This is a genomic window from Spirosoma migulaei, assembly GCF_054776855.1.
On the sequence record NZ_BAAHBG010000027.1, the window covers coordinates 618410 to 639650 of the forward strand.

The window sequence follows — 21241 nt, forward strand, 5'->3', positions numbered from 1 at the left end:
AAGGCGAATCCGACATACTTTGCTAAGTTACTTAGATGGTATTTGAGTACTTACTTCACGCGTAAAGTAAAACAAGCCTACCCTGTATTAACCATAATCAGTTCTCATAATAACCAGCCTAAACCAAAGCGTGATTATCAGCAAGGCACACGATAGGTTATAAGTAAGTACTTTATGCCTTACTGACTAGTTGACCAATTATAATGCCACAAGTTTCCGATTCAGTTTTACTTTTACAGATCAGTTTTCAATTTATACCGTATGTCGCTTTCACGATTCTGCATTCTCCTTCTTTTATCAATTCTATGCACCACATTTTCATTGGCTCAACCCGCAAAGTCGTCGGTAAAACGAGCGGGCAATCCAGTTTTCCCGGGCTGGTACGCTGATCCTGAAGGAGTTATTTTTGGAAAAACTTACTGGATCTACCCAACTTACTCAGCACCCTACAACCAGCAGATATTTTTCGATGCCTTTTCCTCCTCGGATTTAGTCACCTGGACCAAACATAGCCGAATTCTGGACTCAACGGCAGTAAAATGGGCAAAACGAGCCATGTGGGCTCCAGCCATTATCGAAAAGGGAGGTAAGTATTTTTTATTCTTTGGGGCCAACGACATTCATGATGATAAAAAAGAAGTGGGTGGCATTGGGGTGGCCGTTGCAGACAACCCAGCTGGCCCATTCCGCGATTATCTGGGCAAACCTTTAGTTGGACAGATTCATAATGGTGCACAACCCATTGACCAGTACGTATTTAAAGATAGAGACGGTCAATATTATCTGCTGTATGGTGGATGGAGCCATTGTAATATTGCCCGCTTAAAAGACGACTTCACGGGTTTGCTTCCATTCGCTGACGGGACACTATTTCGAGAAATAACGCCTAAAGGATACGTTGAAGGCCCCACCATGTTCGTCCGGAATGGAAAGTATTACTTTATGTGGTCTGAAGGCGGCTGGACTGGGCCGAACTACTCTGTTGCTTACGCAGTCTCCAACTCCCCCTTTGGCCCGTTTGAGCGGGTTGGTAAGATTTTGCAACAAGATCCTACTGTAGCCACCGGAGCAGGCCACCATTCGGTTATTCAGGTACCCGGAACGGATGAGTGGTACATCGTTTACCACCGGCGTCCGTTAACCGAAACGGATGGGAACCATCGTGAAACGTGCATCGACCGTATGTATTTTGACGACCAGGGCGCTATTAAACCCGTCAAAATTACCGTTGAAGGCGTTGAGGCTCGAGCGCTAAAATAACCAGTTCCTAGTTCCCAGAATGAACGAACGGGTAGGTTTACACGTAGTAACCAGATACGGTAAACTAAAGCCGGTTAAATTATGGGTAAAGGCGATATAAAGTCCCGCAAAGGAAAGATTGCAAGAGGTTCATATGGCATTAGTCGTCCTAGAGTTGTTGCCAAAACAACAGCACCAAAATCGGAGATTTCCAAACCGGAACCAGAGGCCCAAGCCTAATACAATACACATCAACAAAAAAGCATCGCTATTGAAAACAGCGATGCTTTTTTGTTGATGTGTAAACTTCAGTATGTTACTCAATCAACGTGTTCTCGCACCGCCCGTCTTGCGTTGTGGTGGCGTCGTTTTTGCTGGCTGCGGAGTAGCTATGGGCAGTTCTGGTACAACAGGTACAATTGGGTCCGACTCAGGTATTGATTCAGAACGTCGGCTACGGCCCTCATGGAAAATAACAAAGCCGATTAGTAGAAGTAATAACACATTGCATACCAGATCTACGGTATCGCCAGTACGGGCTAAGGGCGGATCAAACCGAAACTCAATCGTGTGTTTACCCGCTGGGATTCGCATAGCTCGTAACACGTAATTGGCCCGAAGATGCTGAGCAGGTTTACCGTCAATAAAGGCCTGCCAATCCTCATTTCCTCTATAATAAACTTCCGAGAAAACAGCCAGCCCATCGCGGGTAGCATTGGTTTGGTAAATTAACTTGTCAGGGCGATAGCTCGTCAATTGAATTGAGCTACCCGTATGATCCATCGTAGCTGGTAAATTACCAAGCTCGGGAGCAAATCGTTTATCAACCACGGCCGAATCACGTGGGTTCAGTGTTTTCATGGCCGCAATTTCTTCGTCGGCATTAGCTACCTGTTGTACGGTTCCTACAAACCAGGCCGCCCCCAACACTTCGGGATTGGGAATAACAACGGGACCGGCAGGCTGTTGCTGTGGATTGGCCGGATCCGGTTGCCCAGGCTGAATAACATACTTTGCATTCAGCATATTCAGGATATTCAGCGTATTTGGTTGAAAAGCGAAGTTGATCAACTCATTATAGCGCCGTAATCGGGTCGTATTATACCCCCCAATGGATCGGTGAAAATACGACGTTCGGTTGGTTTCCATAAAGGAGCCTGTCTGATCAAATACGCGGTAATCCAGGGATTTATCCTGCAAAATCTGCTGATCGGCAGCTGTTGGTTCAAAGAGAACGCTGGCTACGGTTTTTGAGATAAAATCGGCACTGTTCAGAAAGCGTTTATCGACCGAGAACAAATCAAAAACAACGATTGTCAGCACCAGCGGATAAAAGATTACTGACTTGATTTTATCGGTAATAAACAGCCAGACGGTGCCAGCGGCCAATAAAATCAGGATTATAGACCGGAATGCATCGGAGCGTAGAAGACTCTGCCGGTCGCTAATAAGAGCACCCTGAAACTCCTTACCTGCTTCACCGAAAATACTGGATAAAATTCGGCTGTCATTTGGCGACTGGAACGAAAAGAATGCCCCCCCGGCTATTGCTAAAACAAGCGCAACACCCGCCGTTAGTCCGAGACTAATCAGCAGCGGTTGCCGCAATTGAGCAAAGGTCAATTTCTGATTAACTATCGTTTGAAGCCCTAATGCAGCACCGGCGGCAAAAAATAACTGGGCCAGACAAAGAGCCATGGTCATGGCTCTGAACTTGTTCAGATAGGGCAGATTATCAAATAGAAATTCATTAAAAAACAGCAGATTTTTACCCCAGGCCAGCATAATCATCAGTAAAGCTGCACTGATGAGCCACCAACGGATCGACCCACGAATAACAAACATCCCCAATACAAACAGGAACAACAACGCTGCCCCTGCATAGGCAGGTCCGCCTACAATGGGTTGGTCGCCCCAGTAGGTTGGTGCGCCCAGTTCGGCCATTTGTTTTGCAGCTGATGGATCAATACCTCGGCTCGTCATGGCCTTATAAAATTCCGAATCCGTAGACAACCCTCCCCCGGACGAAGCTCCTCCAGCGGCATTTGGGATAAGTAATGTCAATGTTTCGGCTTTACCGTAACTATAACTAAACGCATAGTCTTTATCCAGCCCACCTTTCGACTCACTACTTGGTGCCTTACCATCTGGATTGGTTGTCTTAGCGGTCAGTTCTGACTTTCCCCGAATTGTTTCTTTCGTATACTGATTCAGCACCAGCAAACGCTTGCCAAAGCTCCCGGCTCCCAGGGCAACAGCCACTGCCAGCGTTGCCAAACCAAAAGCAAGCTGACGGCCTTTCCCCGCCCGAATCAAAGCAATACTCTCAATGAGTACATACAGCCCAATCGTCATAAATAGGTAATAGGTGATCTGAATATGATTGGCCCCCAGTTCCATACACATAAAGAAACCCATGAGTGCAGCGCCAACCCAGTACCGCCCCCGAAGCGCCAGAATCACACCCGCCAGCATGCCCGCTCCGTAGCCTAGCGCAAAGAGCTTTGAAACGTGCCCTGCTTCCAGACTAACAATACTGAATGTTCCAAATCCGTAGGCAACGGCTCCAAGTACCGAGAGCCATGAATTACAGCCAAGGACCACTAATAGAATATACATACTCAGCATCACCACGAAGATGATGCTAGCCGTGTTTGGCAGTATGTTAACGACGCCCATTACGGCTTTATAGACCAGAATATAGGGGTAATTAAAGTCGATCATGTAGCCTGGCATGCCGCTAAAAACAGCATCAGTCCAGAGTGGCTTCTCGCCCGTTTGCTGCGTGATTTCACGAATTTCGCGCGCTGATGCAGACGCTTCCTGTACGTCGTGCATAGATAGCGTCTTCCCTGATAAAACCGGCGAGAAGTACATAATAGCCAGCACGAGTAATCCTAGTACAGCAATCAGGTGTGGGCGCAGGCGGGTCTGCCAACGCGGTTGGAAAGGGGTAGTTTGGTTCATAAAATCAACTGATACATAGTCCAAAGATACGGCTTTGTAGCAAAATGGACAGGGTAAGCAGAGATTGTTAGCGGCTAATAATGCCAGTTGATAGGATTAAAGGGCATTAAAACTTCGATAAACTACCTACCGCTTAATCAATTTTGGATTTTACTCAGTTTGACCCTACCCGATGAGTGGGCCAACCGTAATGGCTTACAAATTGCTACCAACACAACAGTTAGTAGTCTAATTATCAGCTATTTATTTTAATAAAACATAATCCCAACCGACTTTCATTAACTGCTTATTCAGCCTACATGGCCGGTATGGTAAGTGTTGATGTGGCGGTTTTTTTTAGTATAAAAAGTAACCAGCGATTTGCCACCTAGTCTAAAAATTCAAAATCTAACCCATAAGTAATTTTAAATATTAATAAAATGAACGCCAAGCACCACTTACTTATCGTGGACGAAAATCCATACGTGGTTGATATACTTGTACAGACGCTTACTAAAGATTTTAAGATTACAGTGGCTAGTACCGGGCAGGAAGCAGCCCGCCTGTTAATCCAGGGTAATCGATTTGACTGTGTACTTACAGAGCTGGACCTGGCATTCTTTAATGGTCTGGAATTAACCAAGCTTATTCGGATGAGCCGATTAGCGTCTCAAACGCCTGTGGTTATTCTCTCAAATGTACCTGACAGTGCTACTCGAATTCAGTGTCTGGAGCAAGGTGTTGATGCTTTTCTGTCAAAGCCATTTAATCCGCTTGAAGTTAAAGCCAAACTACACGCTCTATTACGGCGCGCAGATTCACCGATTGAGGAACCTCAGAGACGATTAGTACCTGCACCGGTACAGTCCGACGCTAAGCCATTCTGGCAACAAAAATCCCGGATTCTTTCTATGCTGTTCGGCAGCTACGCACTACCGCAAAGCGCCTAGTTTTATTGATTAATTGAGATGGTATGCTGGCTCAACTCAGCTACCTATTCACTCAATTAATCATGAAAGCGTATGTCAGCAAATTAAGTCAACTCACAAAAGCACTCCCAAGCTGAATCTGATCAATACACCTCTACATTTCTGGGATTTTTTTGAGAAAAAATAAGAATTAATACATGTCACCTTGAGAGATTCTTAAGGTATCATCGGTTATTTTCTGTCTGGTAACAACTCGTTACACAGTGGAGGATACTACCACCGAATCGGCAATCACCGGACGTTCATACAACTCAATTTTAAGTAAAACGAATGCCATTGTTTTGTGTCTTATTAGTCATGGAAGACGATCTGATCGCCAACCGGCTTGCAACCATTGTTGGGGCAACCTGTTCAATAGTGCGATTTAGAGAGGGGAAAGATGCAGAAAAATGGTTAACCGATAGCCAGAAAGTAGACCTAATCATCTCCGATAAAAATAGCGGACAAGCTATGGTAACAATCGTCCGGAATAAGGATGATTACCGCTTGGTTCCTTTTCTGGTTACCTGTCGCTTTGGAGAGACCCACTTACTAAAGACAACGCTGGTGGCAGGCGTTACAGATATTTTGGTCATCAATGAAGAGAACTACAAGCTTCAGTCAAAAATAGACTATTACCTTGGTTTAAATAGCCAGGTTCGGGCCTTCCGTGAAACTGGTACTTCTCCCACCGTTGTTCATCATTTCCGCCTGCCCTGGTGGAAACGCTTCATCGATATCAGCGTTTCGCTGACGATCCTGATTCTGTTATCTCCCGTCATGCTGCTGGTCTCACTGATTATTTTCCTGGATTCCAGAGGTCCAATCATTTACAGATCAAAGCGAGCCGGAGCAAATTTTCATGTCTTCGATATGTACAAATTTCGAACCATGAGTGTTAAAGCTGACCAGCTGCTTAACGAATTAGCCTCTCAAAATATTTATACCCAGACTAAAGTCGAGGGCGTACATCTCAACGGGGCAGAAAAGCTATGTAGCACCTGTAAAGAGCAGGGCCTGTCTTGCCAACGGTTACTGATTGACCATAATCGGTCGATCTGCGAAAAAATATATCTGGAGGAATCAGAAAGTTCAGCAAAGTTCATGAAGTTCCGTAATGACCCCCGCGTTACCCGATTTGGTGCCTTCCTGCGGAACAGTAGCATTGACGAGCTCCCCCAATTAGTCAATATTCTGCTGGGCGATATGTCTTTAGTTGGCAATCGTCCATTACCGCTTTATGAAGCAGAAAAGCTGACCTCCGATGAATTTGCGAAACGATTTGCGGGCCCAGCTGGCTTAACGGGCCTGTGGCAGGTAAAAAAGCGCGCAAAGGGTCAGGGGCTAATGTCTGACCGGGAGCGAACCTTACTCGATATTGAATACACAAATAACTTCTCCTTTAAAACAGACCTTCAGATAATCTGGAGGACTTTTTTCAGTTTATGGCAGAAAGAGAACGTATAGGCGATGGCGGGCAGCACATCGGCGAGTCGGCTCTCGTGTCGATCATTACGATCAACTACAACCAGGCTGAACTAACCCGCCAATTTCTGGAATCGGTAAAGGAGCTAACCTACCCTAACTATGAACTTATTGTAGTCGATAATGCCTCTGTCCAGCTTTTAAGCGATTATCTTGATCCGGCTGAGTATGCGCACCTCCGATTAATTCGAAGTGAAGTCAATCTAGGTTTTACGGGTGGAAACAATCTAGGCATACAGGAAGCAAAAGGTGATTTTTTCTTCATTGTCAATAATGATACTGAGCTGGCACCAACAGTACTAGAGGAACTGCTAACGCCATTCCGTGAAAATAAACAGGTTGGCGTTACCTGCCCTAAGATCAAGTTCTTTGATGCACCTCAGTTAGTACAGTATGCGGGGTATAACCCGATAAATCTGTATACAGGTACGGCAACAGCTATTGGTTTTAATCAGAAAGATGACGGCCGATTTGACCAGCCCCACCCAACTTACTTTGCTCATGGGTGTGCCATGCTGGTAAGCCGACAGGTTGTGGAGCAGGTGGGCCGCTTTGCCGAACGTTTCTTTCTGTATTACGAAGAACTCGACTGGTCGCAGCGTATCCGAAATGCTGGGTTTGTTATTTATTACCAACCAACCGCATCTATTCTGCATAAAGAATCGGCTTCGGTTGGCCAGAATAGCACACTTAGAACCTACTACCTAACCCGCAATCGGATCCTGTTTATGCGACGGCACTGCTCGTCATTTCAGCGGTTGGTCTTCTACTTGTTCTTTGGCGTTTTCGTGGTTCCCAAGCACATGTTTACCTACGCGATAACCGGGAAATTAAAACACGCAAAAGCCTTTATCCGGGGTGCACTCTGGAATGTAACATCCACTAGTGTATCAGCGGTATAAACTCTAACCACAGCACAGGCAATGACACACAATCACAGTAAGGCTTTCGTTCAGGCAATTAAATCACTCATGTTAAGCAGTACGCCTATTGCCCTACATGCGTTGGGACGTATCTGTTTGCTTTTCCCATCGCTGATTTTTCTATCAACGGTCATCTGGTCCACGCATTTAGGAAGCCCAGAAAGTGTATTGGTGACTCCTCTTTTCCACTTGAGTCTAATAAGTATACTTCCTGTTTTTTTTCTCAATGCCCTGATCGGGTTCTATGCAAATCGACAGGTTTCAGAGAAAAACGCTCTGCAACCTGTACGAGCCAGTAAATAAGCTAGTTAAACCTCAGGCATAGTAGCTAAATGACGAGTTAATGAAGACCACGCTTGACCATACGATTTTTACCACGGACCCATGGCGCGAAAACCGTTGGGTTTTACCGTTGCTGGGTCTACTGTTTGCTCTACTTGCAGGCTGGCTGATTGGTTCGTGGGGCGTTTTGGGTGCTCTGATGACGGTGGGTGTACCTGTTGGGTTGATTTTGGTAGTGGCTATATTGCTTGAACCGCGAATCGGGCTGCTGGCGTATGTAAATTTTAGTTTTCTAATCGGCTTTACTCGGTTTCTTACTGTCGAGCTTGCCGTTGGTACGGCACTGGATGGAATACTCGTATTAACCTTATTGAGTACGTTCCTGAATGGAAAACGAATGGATTGGACGCGGCTCCGGCGGCCCGCGTTCTGGATCTTGATCGTTTGGCTGTCGTTTACCATTCTGGAGTACTTTAATCCGGAACATCCGCACCCCTCCTCCTGGTTTTACCACGCCCGTTCCTTTTCATTAAGCTGGTTCCTGATCGCTATTATCGTTTCGGTGAATCCGATTACAAAAAGAGACATTAAATGGCTTTGCATCCTATGGCTTGTGTGGTCGTTTCTGGCGGCTTTATGGGGATTCAAACAGCAGTACATCGGCCTGGAACCCGCCGAACTCCGATGGCTGGCCGCTGGTGCTGAGAAACAACACATTCTATGGGGTCAACTCCGCAGTTTCTCCTTCTACTCCGATGCGGGTCAGTTTGGTTCTGAAATGGCGGGGGTAACTCTTATTTGTCTTATCTTCTTCTTTGAGACCAACTCCTGGTTGAACCGTATTATTTATGTAGTCCTGGCCCTTATTGTTTTCTGGGGGTTTGCCGTTTCTGGAACCCGGGGAGCCTTATTTGTCATAATAGGTGGTTTCCCTACGTATTTCGTTCTGAAGCGAAATCCTCTACACATTCTAAGAGGGCTTATGGTAGCCGTACCCGTGCTTTCTATTCTGCTCTTTACACACATTGGCGACTCTGTTTATCAAATCTGGCGTATTCGCTCGGCCCTGCACCCTACTGAAGATGCCTCGTTTTTAGTGCGCCTGGAAAACCAGCAAAAGCTTCGGAACTTTCTGAAAGACAAGCCATTCGGTGCGGGCATCGGTACCTCATCCGGTGCCGGGCAACGCTTCTCACCTAACCACTTTGCGTCCCAGATACCTACCGATAGCTGGTATGTTCAAATCTGGATTGAAACGGGTGTTGTTGGCCTTACGGTTTACTTACTCATGCTTTTTGGTTTTATTCTCATTGGCACCTTAAAAGTCTGGCAGCTCAAAGACCCGTGGGTGGCCATGATCATGATTGCCCTCCTGGCCGAATTCGTTGGCATTTGCGTCGTGAGTTACACCAATCCGATCCTGGGTCAGTTTCCAACCAGTACCATTTTGTTTATCAATTCATTTCTATTTACCACCTGCGAACGGTGGGACACACCAAAGCAACTAGCATGAGAATCGGCATCGAAGCACAACGTCTCCTACGACCCCATAAACACGGAATGGACATCGTAGCGCTCGAAACGATTCGAGCGTTAGCCACTTGTTCACAACACGAGTTTGTTGTTTTTGTAAAGCCTGATGCCGATAGGGATGGGTTACCAAGTGCGCCAAATATGGAAATTGTAGAACTGCCTGGTGGCCCCTATCCGGTATGGGAACAATATGCATTGCCCAGGGCAGTGAAACAATATGGGATTGACTTACTGCATTGCACGGCCAATACAGCTCCGCTACACTGTTCAGTACCACTGGTGCTAACCCTTCATGATATTATTTTCCTGGAAAACCAACCGCTGCGGGCTGGTAGCTGGTATCAACGGTTTGGAAATCAGTACCGACGCTGGAATGTGCCACGAATTGTAGCGGAGTGTGAGCGTATTATAACCGTTTCTCATTTTGAACGACAACGTATCGTAGAACACCTTCACCTGTCTCCAGAACGGGTAGTTGCCATTTGGAATGCGGTGAGCAATCAGTTTCATGTCATTGATGATGTAGAACAGATTGACATTGTCCGATTAAAGTATAAACTGCCCAAAGAATTTATTTTCTTCCTGGGCAACACAGATCCTAAAAAGAATGTCAAGGGCGTATTAAAAGCGTTGTTGGGGCTCAAACAACAGGGTAAGCTTTCGCTTCCAGTCGTGATCTCAAATTTACCTGCTGCCAGCCTGACTGATTTGCTTAGCGAGATTGACGGAGAATCGCTGGCCAACGACATTATTTTGTGTGGCTATATACCAAATTACATTTTACCACTGGTCTATAATGCCGCTACAATTTTCTTATGCCCCTCATTGCGGGAAAGTTTTGGCCTGCCAATCCTGGAAGCTATGGCCTGTGGCACACCGGTATTAACATCCTCAACATCGTCGATGCCCGAAGTAGCAGGTGATGCCGCTTTATTAGTTGACCCGAATTCGGTAGAAGAGATGATAAGAGGCATTGATCGGCTGATCAAACAGCCAACTCTCCGTGCTGAATTACGCGCCAAGGGCTTGAAACGAGCCGCCTTATTTTCATGGGAGGCCACTGCAAATAAGCTACTCACGGTGTATGCCAATTCTCTAAATAAATAACAAATTCCTCTTACTCAATAGTATAACTTATACATGCAATATTCGAAGGGATCAGAATACACCTTTGAGTATACAAGCACCTCCTTTGGCAACGTTAAAAAGATTCAAAAATTAAGTATAATTGCTTATCTGTATTAAGCTCGTAAAGACGTATTTTTACCATACAGAATCTTGCTCACGTGTGTGTTGGCATAGCGTAATCCAAACTTGTCTACTCCTGTTGATTTTGTTGAATGCTCTCGTCCATCTGAAGAAAGGCCGTTATTTCTTGCGTACATGCAACAGTTTGATAGTATAGTTTGCCTCGGCCAGACAACCTGGGAGGGTGATTTTCAGAAAGCTGTGGTGCAATTGATGACCGAATTATCGGTTCGGCACCGGGTTTTGTACGTCGATTATCAATATACCCTTAAAGACTGGGCAATGGGTGTAGCTGGTCGTCAGGATATGCCCGTCCGGCAAACCGTTCGCTTAAAGAATCCGCTCCTCAAAAAAACCTTTGCCAATGGTAGTGAGGTCTATGTATGGACCCCTCCGTTAATGTTGCCTGTCAACTGGATGTCTCCCAAAGCACACGACTTACTGGTTCAGCAAAATGTAAACCGATTGATAAAGGGGCTTCGACGTGTGATGCGTCAGTTGAACATGACCCGCCCACTGGTCATTAATGGACTGAATCCGGTGTTTGGGCTTCCTATGCTACACCAGCTTAACGAGTGCGCCACTATTTATTACTGTTTCGACGAAATAACCATTATTAACTGGATGAGTCGGCACGGGAGCCGTTACGAGCCAGACTATCTCCAGGAAGTCGATGCTGTCGTTACTACATCCGAAACCCTTCGCCGGTCCAAGTCACTTCTGCAACCGAATGCCTATTGTGTAAAAAACGGGGTCAATTTTGAGTTATTTAATCAGGCTTACCAATTAGCCCAACAGGAACCTGTACCTGAAAAACCAATTGTGGGTTATCTGGGCACCGCCGATAATCGGATCAACCTTGAGTTGGTCGGATATTGTGTGCGTACGATGCCAGATGTCACCTTTCAATTTGTTGGCGAAATTCACGAGCCCAGTTTAACGAAGCTATTAGCCGTTTATCCAAACGTTGTTTTCACTCCTCCTCATCAGCCAGCCGAGCTTCCTCCATTGCTGGCGAAGATGAAGGCTACTATGATTCCGTTTGTTTGTAATGAGCATACGTATACCATTTACCCACTAAAAATCAATGAGTATCTAGCGGCTGGTTTACCTGTTGTTTCCACTCCGTTTTCACTACTCGATGATTTCGCTGGTGTAGTTGAACTAGCTGCTAGTCCGGCAGATTTCGCACAGGCGCTACGAAAGGCCCTGGCTGATGATGCGCCCGAACGCGTACAAGCACGAATTGCCATGGCAAAAAACAACTCATGGGCAAGGCGGGCAGAAGAGTTTGAAGCCGTTATTCAAAAGGTACCGGCAGCCTGGGCAACTGAGTCTGTGTCTGGTTAATCCCGGGTAGCCTGTTTTAACACTAAACGGTAGTAACACAGCGAGGTCCACCATATCGGTGGACCTCGCTGTGTGTATGACTCCAGATCTACAAAAGTCCCTTCCTCATTTCTTTCACGGCATGATCAGCCGCGCGGGCTGTAATCGCCATGAATGTTAGAGATGGATTTTGAGTAGATGTAGACGTCATACAGGCGCCATCCGTAACAAACACGTTTTTGCATGTATGAAGTTGGTTCCACTTGTTTAGCATCGACGTTTTCGGGTCTTTCCCCATCCGAACACCACTCATTTCGTGGATATCCAGCCCCGGCGCTTTATCGGGTTTGTCGTGGGTTTCAATATTTTTGAAGCCAGCCACTGTCAGCATTTCAGACATTTGCTCGTGAAAATCCCGAATCATCTTCTCATCATTGTCATCATAAGCTACTGAAATTTTCAATTGAGGGATTCCCCAGGCATCCGTCAGGTTTGAGTCGAGCGTCACATAGTTGCTTTCCTTTGGAATCGTTTCACCCATCATATGTGAACTCACACGCCAGTTACCGTATTTGGGCTGCATCAGGCTCGACTTCAGGTTTTCGCCCATTGCCGATGTATCCACGCTGGTCATGCGACTAGAACCAAACCCGGCTGCGTACCCACGCAGGAAGTCTGTTTCCTGTTTATACACATTGCGAAAACGGGGAACATAGCTGCTGTTGGGTCGAATCCCTTCGGTAGTGGTGTCCTGAAAACCTTCGTGTTCAGCCGAAATAGTGGTACGGAAGTTATGGAAAGCTACATATTTACCCAGAAGGCCATTGTCGTTGCCTAAACCGGTTGGAAATCGGTTTGATTTTGAGTTCAACAATACCAGGTTTGAGTTCAGACAGGCCGCATTTACAAAAATGATCCGGGCGTAATACTCTTTCATTTCTTTGGTATGCGCATCAATCACCCGAACCCCTGTAGCCTTGTTTTTCGTATCGTCAAAGATTATCGAATGCACGACTGAGTCAGGACGAAGGGTCATCTTCCCCGTTTTGGCCGCCCAGGGTAAGGTTGATGAGTTACTGCTAAAATAACCGCCATAAGGGCACCCCCGTTGGCAAAGCGATCGGTTTTGGCATTGAGCTCTACCTTGCTGATAGTGAATAGGCTGAGGTTTTGTCAGGTGTGCACAGCGACCAATGATAATGGGGCGAGTACCGTTATAATGTCTCGCTATTTCACCGGTAAAATGTTTCTCAACACAGGATTGCTCGTGTGGAGGCAAAAACTCGCCATCGGGTAATGTAGCGATCCCGTCTTTATTCCCGGAAATCCCCGCAAACTTCTCAACATAGCTGTACCAGGGTGCCAGATCAGCGTAGCGAATTGGCCAGTCTACAGCAAAGCCATCGCGGGCAGGTCCTTCAAAATCAAAATCCGACCATCGCTGCGTACCTCGTGCCCACATCAGCGACTTCCCTCCTACCTGATAGCCTCGAATCCAGTCGAAGGGTTTTTCCTGCACATAGGGGTGTTCATTATCTTTAATGAAGAAATGCGTGGCATCCTCCCGAAATGCATAGCAGCGGCTGGCAATCGGGTTTGCCTCTCTCATTTCTTTGGTTAACTGACCCAGGTGCTGAAACTCCCAGGGCTGCATCATTGTGGTTGGATAATCGGTAATGTGCTTTACATCGCGGCCACGCTCCAGAACCAGCGTACGTAATCCTTTGCCGGTTAGCTCCTTAGCTGCCCAGCCACCGCTAATACCTGAACCAATGACAATGGCATCGAAGGTGCGGTCTTTAACTGAATCAATATTCAAAAACGACATGGAATAACGAGGAAAAAGGTAAGCGGAAAATTATACTATCGGCTACCATCGGCAGCTAGCTTAGGCACAGGTACACAGCCATGATAAAAACCAGGTGCCATCGTAAACTTCTCGACATTGACCAGGTAATATTCCGAATTCATATAGCCCTGAATCGTCAGTTTTTTAATCATATCGATAAACGGCTTACCTGTTGGGTCTGTCGATATAGCCATTTTAGACAGCACATCCATGCGTTGTGGAGCGTCGCAGTCTGTAAATGCCTTCGTATACGTTTGTTGAGCCAATGAATCTGCCTGGGTAAGCCCCTGTGTTAAAAGTAATTGAGCAGGTTCACCCAGACAATCCCTGATCATGCGCATGGCAAACTGATGAACTTTTAGCGATTTAGCACCTGGGGTAGTAGTTTCAGGAATAATTGTCCCTACAATTTCACCTAAAAGTGCTTCCTCATCGAGAGACAAGCTAGAAAAATGGCCAATCGAGTCGGGGGTCCAGCCCGAAGCCCAGGCCGGAAGGCTAGCTAAGCCCCCTAGTGCCATAGCTAAGTTTTTAACTGCAGAACGTCGTTGCATACTATACGTATTGTAAGATTTAAATTCGAATGGGTCTGCTCAATTAGTTCATCAAGAAGTGAGTTGACCTACCCGCTCTAGTAATAACTTTGTGGCACGAATGCCCTCATCTTCGCTAAGGCGATTGCCCGAATATTCGATGCCGGCATACCCGTTGAAAGCCGAAGTCCTGCCTTTTTTAACAATCTGAAGCAAGCGCCTGTAATCAATGGTCGTTTCATTTCCCTCCGCATCAAAGTCCCGCGCCTTGGCGCTAACGCCTTTGGCATAGGGCATCATCTCTTCTACGCCTATATAACGATCATATACCTCCGTTTCTGTTAGCTTGAAATTGTCGAAATCAGGCAACGTACCCGCGTATGGGTTATTCACCTGACGCATCACACGGCTCAGCCATTTTCCATCTGATGAATAGCCTCCATGGTTTTCAACCAGTACGCCAATTTTGTTTTTAGCCCCATATTCCGCTAAACGGCCCAATCCATCTACACTAGCGTTGGCTACTTCTTCGGCGGTGCCTTTTCCTCGAAGGTTAACCCGTATGGAATGACATCCTAAAAAGTTGGCGGCATCAATCCACTGGTAGTGGCTTTCGACACCCTGTTTTCGTTTGGCATCATCCAGGTCAGCCAGCGGTCCAGCCGTATCGACCATGATCAATACGTTTCTTACCCCTAAGTCGTCGGAGCGTTTCTTTAGCTCGCTCAGGTAGTTATGATCGTTGGCTTTGTCCTTGAAAAACTGATCTACGTATTCCACCGCACTAATCCCAAAATCATTTTTGGCTTTCGCCGAAAAATCCATATTGGTCAGCTTACCAGCCTGCAATGTTCGGTGTAACGACCATTCCGCCAGAGAAATGTTGAAGAACATTTTTTTAGCTGGAGATGAGCTAGCTCCCTCTACCGGAAAGCCGTTTAAGATACCGAGTCCGGCAGTCGTCAGGCCCAGATTTTTAAGGAAGTCACGTCGTGATGTATTCATGGCAAATCGACTGGTCAGTAGCTATTTCGGCTGGGATTTATCGTCAGACAGGCTCAGTATGTAATTAACAATCTTAGTAGCATCGGAGAATGAGAGAGTAGGATGAGCACTCATGCTTGATTCACCCCACACGCCATTGCCACCTGTAATTACTTTCCTGGCGAGTCGTTCCGATGCGCTCTTATCTCCTTTGTATTTCCCGGCTATTTCCTTGTAGGCGGGCCCTACCGCTTTCGTTTGCAGGTTATGGCAGGCTCTGCAATCACTGGATGCGATTAGCTGCTTCGCTACGGAAATTTGGTTCGCGGTTGTGTCGGTAGCGTGATGATTTGTAACCAGCTCTTCTTTAACTAAACCCGCTGAACCACTATGAGCTTCCTGTACAGCTACGAATGCCCTTGAACCGGCTAATACAATACCAACGAATAAATTGAACGTGAGTTGTCGCATTAGAAAACCTACGGAATAAAAGGTATCAAGTAGTCAAATCAACAAACTTCAAACCTAGTAAGGTACGTATTTCCCAAGGCGAAGTGGGTTCAATAATACTCATCCAGATAGCTAAATACAGCCTCCGTATTTTTTGCGTGTAGGATTTGGGCTCCAGAAAGGGCAGGAAAAATAGTGGCGTATTCGTTGAAATGATGCTCCATTCCTCCACCTGGATGCGACAGAATAATGTTTATGCCGCCGAAATAACTGGCCAAAGCTGCCGTGCCACCATGCATCGAAATAAAACGGTCGGTATTGGCATACACCAGTAGTTGAAGATGATTGAAATTATTGACCTTATCCCGATACTGTTCGTGCAGGTCGTGCATCAGAATTACCTCAGGGTGTTGTTTTCGAATCCATTCATGTTCATTCAGATCCATAATCTCGCTGTTATCCAGCACAATCTGCGTCGACAGCGGTCGGTTGTAGATGATCTGATACGTTTGTTTATAGGTAGAAATAATTCGATCTAATTCGGGTACACCAAGAAAATTAATGGGTGGCTTATCCCACTCAATATTGTATTTATTGGCAATGACGAGTATCGGTTTATCATACACGAACAGGTCATTTTTATAGTGACGTTTAAAGGGCACCTGTGCAAATTTAGTGTAGCTAAAGGTGGGGCTATGGGTCATATTCGGTACCTCGTAATACCCATATCCTGCCTGCCACACTCGTTTTTCGTATTGCTCACTATGGTTTTCGCTGAAGAAATAGAACTCTTTTGTATTCGTGCAGGAAATAGTTTTTTTTAGCGTGCCGTTCAGGTGATGCCAGTAGGCAAACGGCAAGACATAGCGTAATTCCTGATCGAATTCGCCGTGATAATCAACTACTTTATACGGTTTTTTGGTAAAAAAATCAGGGAATACAAATTGTAGTTGGTTAAGCCTGGAATAGTAGTTATCCCGGACAAAGTATCGCAGATCTCGTCTGATGCCAGGGTATCTCAGCGTTGCCACCACATAAAGAAACTTCAGCATGAATTGCTGCATAGCGACTTAAGTAAATTGGTTAGTTGTTATTGAGTTACTGGTTATCCAGAGACTCTACCTATAACTCAATACCCTATAACTAGTTACGACGTATACTAATTAAATAAGCTACTGTCGAGGGTATAAAATATTGGGTAGTCAGCCATGGGTCTATAGGCAACAGCTGCTGGGTAGGCTTCGGAAACGGCAAAGCTAGCCACCGTCCAGTCTCCAGCGGCTCCAATCAACTTACTGTCGATTGGATGAATACCATTCAGGGAGGGCATTCGCGGGAAATCATCATCCAGGCCTTTGGCCGTCGCTTTAACCAGAGCCTCTTTCCGTGTCCACAGCTCATAAAATGCGAAACGAGGATCTACACTTGCGTTTACATATTGCTGCTCTTCCTGGCTAAAACTTGCCGACAGCATATCCTGAAACGTCATACCAAGATTGATTTTTTCAATGTCGACCCCAACACTTGCCTTCCCAATAGCCACCAGAATCCAGTTACCCGAGTGCGATACGTTTATGTGCCAACTGGTATTACCTTTAATTTCAGGCTTTTTATTGATACCCGTTGTGAAGTGAATTGAACCAGGTTCCTGCTTGAGATAACGCCCAACCAGCATTCGCAGAATGAGTCGGGTGTAGCTATATCGAATTCGATCCTCCTGCCGATGATAGCGCTGCGCACGGCTCATTTCATGCGGTTGAAGTTCAGGCAATTGATCATCAAACAGTAAATCATCCGATAACTGAAAGCGAAAAACAGCCACTTTATCGTCAAAAGAGCAGGCTGACCAGGGGTGCCACAAAAAGCCCGTTAAAACTGTATTCGTTATAAATGCATTCGACATAACCTATCCTTTCTGCGGCAAGATAAATAAAGCAATCACTATGTTACCACTACAATCCACATCGCGACAACTAGACAATCCTATTAAACATATGGTGACCCAAAAAAGATATTTCAGTCCTAAGCAGTAAGTATGGCTTCTGCAATCCGTAAATTTATCAGAAATAGTTTTCTGATAGCTAACAGGTTACGTGTAGCAATCTGTCTGGTTGCCTGTTTTTTCTGTACCTGTTTTCAACCCACTATTGCCCAAGTCTGTGCTGACCCATCTGGTGAACTTGTGTTCAATCAAACGTTCGGTACTGCCCGCAGTACAAGTTCGATTGCAGGGTTAACGCCTTACGAATATGAGCCCATCAATTGCCCTGGCGATGGCCAGTATACAATCACGAATGCGCTCGATGGCAGTTGCTTTAATTCGACCTGGTATGCTGTTGCTACAGATCATACGCCAAACGATACGCAGGGCAATATGCTGGTTATTAACGGTGGAAGCAAAGCAGGCATGTTTTATCAGCAACCTGTTTCCGGCTTATGTAAAGGAACTAGTTATGAAGTTTCGGTATGGGTACTGAATCTGCTTAAAACCGGAACATGCCTGAACGCACTGATTCCTAATTTATCGATCAGTATAGAAACGAACGATGGATTGGTAATTCAATCAACACTGATTGGCCCAATTCTGCAAACAGATTCTCCCACCTGGCGTCGTTGCTCACTTGTATTTACAGCACCTACAACGGTTGACGAAGTTGTCATAAAATTAATCAATAATCAGGGCGACTTAGGGTGTGGGAACGATATGATTATTGATGATTTGCAGGTGAAGCAATGCAGCGAGTGCGTAGGGCAGCCTGAACCAGTTTTTGTGCCCACTGTATTCACGCCTAACAACGACGGGGTCAATGACACACTAGCCGTTTTTCTGCACGCAGCTACCTCAAATTCGTTCTCCCTGAAGATTTACAACCGCTGGGGAAGCTTGATTTTTACCAGTTCAGACCCTGCTCAAAAGTGGGACGGAACTTATTCTGGCGCACCTTGTGCAACCGGAACGTATACGTGGGTTATTGCCTTTCGGTCAGGCACAACCAGGAGCGATATAATTCAGACCGGCAGTATTTTACTGATGCGTTAAGTTGTCCAACGTCCGATCTACGGCTCCGTACCCAATTGACACATCATCCGAATGCCAGGTAGTAACTTACCAGGTAATCTAACCCATGAAAAAGAACTTACTTACGTTAGTCAGAACCTTCCTGGTTATCCTACTATTTGTCCGAACCCAGGAAAGTAGTAGAGCACATTCGGCCGTATTAGGTCCGCAGCCTAATGCCTCCACCAAGATACCCATTGACCCCAAACGCTGGTATCAGGTCAACAACACCTCTGCCGGTCTGGATGCCCTATTCGATGGCATTACAACCGAAAGTGTCAATACTGGCTATGGCAAAATCCTAACCAACTTCGACGCCTATTATCCTCTTTTGGCCGGAGAGACACTAAGTATAGAAAGTATTCGACTCTACGACGGCGCGGGCATTAACGCTGACAAACCGATGACGCTGTCGATTATTACCGATCAATGGGAGCGCATCCCGATTGCGCGGTTTATTGGCGAAAAATACCAGGCCTGGGTTGGGCCGAATCCTGACCAACCGGATGTGTTTGATCTGAAAACACCCATCACCAACGCCCGATATCTGGTACTAAATACGTCTGGTGACTACCCCACCGAACTTGAATTGTATGGAAGCTACCAAACTGGACAGGAACCCGCCCTTTCTCCCCTGCAGGCCACTCCCTTCCGGCGTAAATTAGGCATCAATGGTTTTGAATGGTATGTTGAAAATCCCGACGCCCCATCCGCCTTACGACCTGTTGATGATGTGCGCGTTAAAGCACTGACAAGCTTTTCGTCCATGCGCCACTATATGGACTGGGATAAGCTGGAGGCCGATCAGGGCAGTTACACCTACAACCCCACGTTTAGTGGTAGTTGGGATTACGATGCCATGTATGAACGGTTGCAGGCCGAAGGAATAGAGGTGCTGGCCTGCCTGCAAACACTTCCCAAGTGGATGGAAAACACCTATCCCGAGGGTGGACGCGATTACAGCAACATACCCGCGAAATACGGTGCTGATCTGTCCTCTCCCAGCTCGTACCTCGACCATGCCCGCGTTGCGTTCCAGTACATAGCCCGCTATGGCTACAATAAGCGGGTCGATCCAAGCCTTTTATCTGTCAGTCAGGTAAACACCTGGGCGGGGGTCAATTCGGTTAAAATTGGTCTGGGGCTGATTCGTTACATCGAATGCAACAATGAACCCGATAAGACCTGGAAAGGGCGAAATGGGTACCAGTCGGCACGGGAATATGCCGCCAATCTTTCTGCTTTTTACGATGGGCACAAAAATACGCTTGGCCCCGGTGTGGGCGTCAAAAACGCTGACCCATCTGTAACCGTCGCCATTGGGGGTATGTCGGCAGCCACCACCGATTACGTACGGGCCATGATTGACTGGTGTAAAGAGTTCAGAGGATACCGACCCGACGGTTCGGTAGACCTCTGCTGGGATGTTATAAATCAGCATTTATACGCTAATGATGCCCAATCGTCGCAGAACGGCGGGGGCAGCCGGGGAGCAGCTCCTGAACTGGGCGGCATTGGTGAACAGGCCGCTACGTTTGTAAAACTGGCTCGTCAATATGCCAATGGGATGCCCGTCTGGATTACGGAAACGGGCTATGATATAAACCAGGGCAGCCCGTTTCATGCCATTCCCATTGGCAACAAATCAGCGTTACAAACCCAGGCCGACTGGATTCTTCGGACAGCCTTATTGTTTAGCCGGGTCGGTATTGATCGGGTATTTTTCTTTCAGGCCTACGATGATAATATTCTGAATGACCTTCAATTCAGTTCGATGGGTTTACTCAATGAGAATAAGACGCGAAAACCCGCGGCCGATTATTTATATCAGGCCATGAACCTGCTGGGTGATTACCGATTCAAAGAATCGTCTAAACCTACTGGTGGTCCTGATGATCTGATCGTTGATCGTTACGAAATGGACGGGCGTTCGTCTTATGTAGTAGTAATACCCGATGAGCGAGGCCGAACAGGTACCTACAATTTACCCGTAAATAAGGGCGATACTATGCAAATTTGCATCCCAACGGCGGGCAGTGATCAAATGACACGAACCATTCAGGTAAGCCAAACAGGTACAATTACGATTAATGTAAGTGAAACCCCCGTCTTTGTTATACCCCTATCGACTACGAACAAAGAGGCTACCCCTGATTTGAGTACGTTGCAGGTTTACCCGAACCCATCAACAGATTACGTAGAGCTAGTTGTAGAAAATAGTAGCCTGATCTCGCTGGATGTCAGCATTTACAACAGCGCAGGTCAACGACAGAAGCAACTGAGTATGCCAAAGTCGAGCCGTATCCTGCGTACTCAGGTCGATGTAAGCACATTACCACAAGGCATGTACCTACTGGAAGTGCATCAGGGACAGACACGGGTCGTAAAAAAAATCATCAGAGCTCGGTAATCAT

17 protein-coding genes are annotated in these 21241 nt (G+C 46.3%); 10 read left to right on the forward strand and 7 right to left on the reverse strand.

The window, feature by feature from the left end; all coding sequences use genetic code 11:
• Positions 1-261 precede the first annotated feature (261 nt).
• Entirely contained in the window at positions 262-1260 is a 999-nt protein-coding gene (locus ACYVGO_RS27430; protein WP_460972003.1) for a glycoside hydrolase family 43 protein, read from the forward strand.
• Positions 1261-1341: 81 nt separating this feature from the next.
• Positions 1342-1479, forward strand: a complete 138-nt coding sequence (locus ACYVGO_RS27435) for a 30S ribosomal protein THX (protein ID WP_460972004.1) — start codon at positions 1342-1344, stop codon at positions 1477-1479.
• Positions 1480-1563: 84 nt separating this feature from the next.
• Here ACYVGO_RS27435 and ACYVGO_RS27440 read toward each other — a convergent pair whose 3' ends face one another.
• Positions 1564-4206, reverse strand: a complete 2643-nt coding sequence (locus tag ACYVGO_RS27440; protein ID WP_460972005.1) for a hypothetical protein — start codon at positions 4204-4206, stop codon at positions 1564-1566.
• 419 nt (positions 4207-4625) lie between these two features.
• On the opposite strand from ACYVGO_RS27440, the gene ACYVGO_RS27445 reads away from it, so the two are divergent.
• The 6 genes from ACYVGO_RS27445 to ACYVGO_RS27470 all read left to right on the forward strand — a co-directional run bounded on the left by ACYVGO_RS27445 (position 4626) and on the right by ACYVGO_RS27470 (position 11974).
• Positions 4626-5135 carry a response regulator transcription factor gene (locus ACYVGO_RS27445; RefSeq protein WP_142772737.1) on the forward strand — a complete coding sequence of 170 codons (510 nt, stop codon included), beginning with the start codon at positions 4626-4628 and terminating at the stop codon, positions 5133-5135.
• 336 nt (positions 5136-5471) lie between these two features.
• Positions 5472-6620: a sugar transferase gene (locus ACYVGO_RS27450; protein ID WP_460972006.1), complete on the forward strand. Its 1149-nt coding sequence runs from the start codon at positions 5472-5474 to the stop codon at positions 6618-6620.
• Positions 6599-7540, forward strand: a complete 942-nt coding sequence (locus tag ACYVGO_RS27455; RefSeq protein ID WP_460972007.1) for a glycosyltransferase family 2 protein — start codon at positions 6599-6601, stop codon at positions 7538-7540. Before ACYVGO_RS27450 ends, ACYVGO_RS27455 begins: the two co-directional genes overlap by 22 nt.
• Before the next feature lie 364 nt (positions 7541-7904).
• Positions 7905-9356, forward strand: coding sequence for an O-antigen ligase family protein (locus tag ACYVGO_RS27460; RefSeq protein ID WP_142772734.1), 1452 nt, complete (start codon positions 7905-7907; stop codon positions 9354-9356).
• Between the two features lie 47 nt (positions 9357-9403).
• Entirely contained in the window at positions 9404-10483 is a 1080-nt protein-coding gene (locus tag ACYVGO_RS27465; protein ID WP_460972008.1) for a glycosyltransferase family 4 protein, read from the forward strand.
• Positions 10484-10759: 276 nt separating this feature from the next.
• Positions 10760-11974 (forward strand): glycosyltransferase, encoded by a 1215-nt coding sequence (locus ACYVGO_RS27470; protein ID WP_460972009.1) that lies wholly within the window; start codon positions 10760-10762, stop codon positions 11972-11974.
• A gap of 88 nt (positions 11975-12062) precedes the next feature.
• Here the strand turns inward: ACYVGO_RS27470 and ACYVGO_RS27475 are convergent, their stop codons facing one another.
• The 6 genes from ACYVGO_RS27475 to ACYVGO_RS27500 form a co-directional block, all read right to left on the reverse strand.
• Entirely contained in the window at positions 12063-13781 is a 1719-nt protein-coding gene (locus ACYVGO_RS27475; RefSeq protein ID WP_460972010.1) for a GMC oxidoreductase, read from the reverse strand.
• Between the two features lie 35 nt (positions 13782-13816).
• Complete coding sequence (locus ACYVGO_RS27480; protein ID WP_460972011.1) at positions 13817-14356, reverse strand: gluconate 2-dehydrogenase subunit 3 family protein; 540 nt, start codon at positions 14354-14356, stop codon at positions 13817-13819.
• A gap of 51 nt (positions 14357-14407) precedes the next feature.
• Positions 14408-15340, reverse strand: coding sequence for a sugar phosphate isomerase/epimerase family protein (locus ACYVGO_RS27485; protein WP_460972012.1), 933 nt, complete (start codon positions 15338-15340; stop codon positions 14408-14410).
• Between the two features lie 21 nt (positions 15341-15361).
• Entirely contained in the window at positions 15362-15790 is a 429-nt protein-coding gene (locus ACYVGO_RS27490) for a c-type cytochrome (protein ID WP_142772728.1), read from the reverse strand.
• An 89-nt stretch (positions 15791-15879) separates the two neighbouring features.
• A complete protein-coding gene (locus tag ACYVGO_RS27495; protein WP_460972013.1) occupies positions 15880-16833 on the reverse strand; it encodes a hypothetical protein in 954 nt (317 codons plus the stop codon).
• Between the two features lie 95 nt (positions 16834-16928).
• Positions 16929-17672: a 4'-phosphopantetheinyl transferase family protein gene (locus ACYVGO_RS27500; protein ID WP_460972014.1), complete on the reverse strand. Its 744-nt coding sequence runs from the start codon at positions 17670-17672 to the stop codon at positions 16929-16931.
• Positions 17673-17804: 132 nt separating this feature from the next.
• On the opposite strand from ACYVGO_RS27500, the gene ACYVGO_RS27505 reads away from it, so the two are divergent.
• Positions 17805-18809 carry a T9SS type B sorting domain-containing protein gene (locus ACYVGO_RS27505; protein WP_460972015.1) on the forward strand — a complete coding sequence of 335 codons (1005 nt, stop codon included), beginning with the start codon at positions 17805-17807 and terminating at the stop codon, positions 18807-18809.
• An 85-nt stretch (positions 18810-18894) separates the two neighbouring features.
• Positions 18895-21237: a T9SS type A sorting domain-containing protein gene (locus ACYVGO_RS27510; RefSeq protein ID WP_460972016.1), complete on the forward strand. Its 2343-nt coding sequence runs from the start codon at positions 18895-18897 to the stop codon at positions 21235-21237.
• Positions 21238-21241 lie beyond the last annotated feature (4 nt).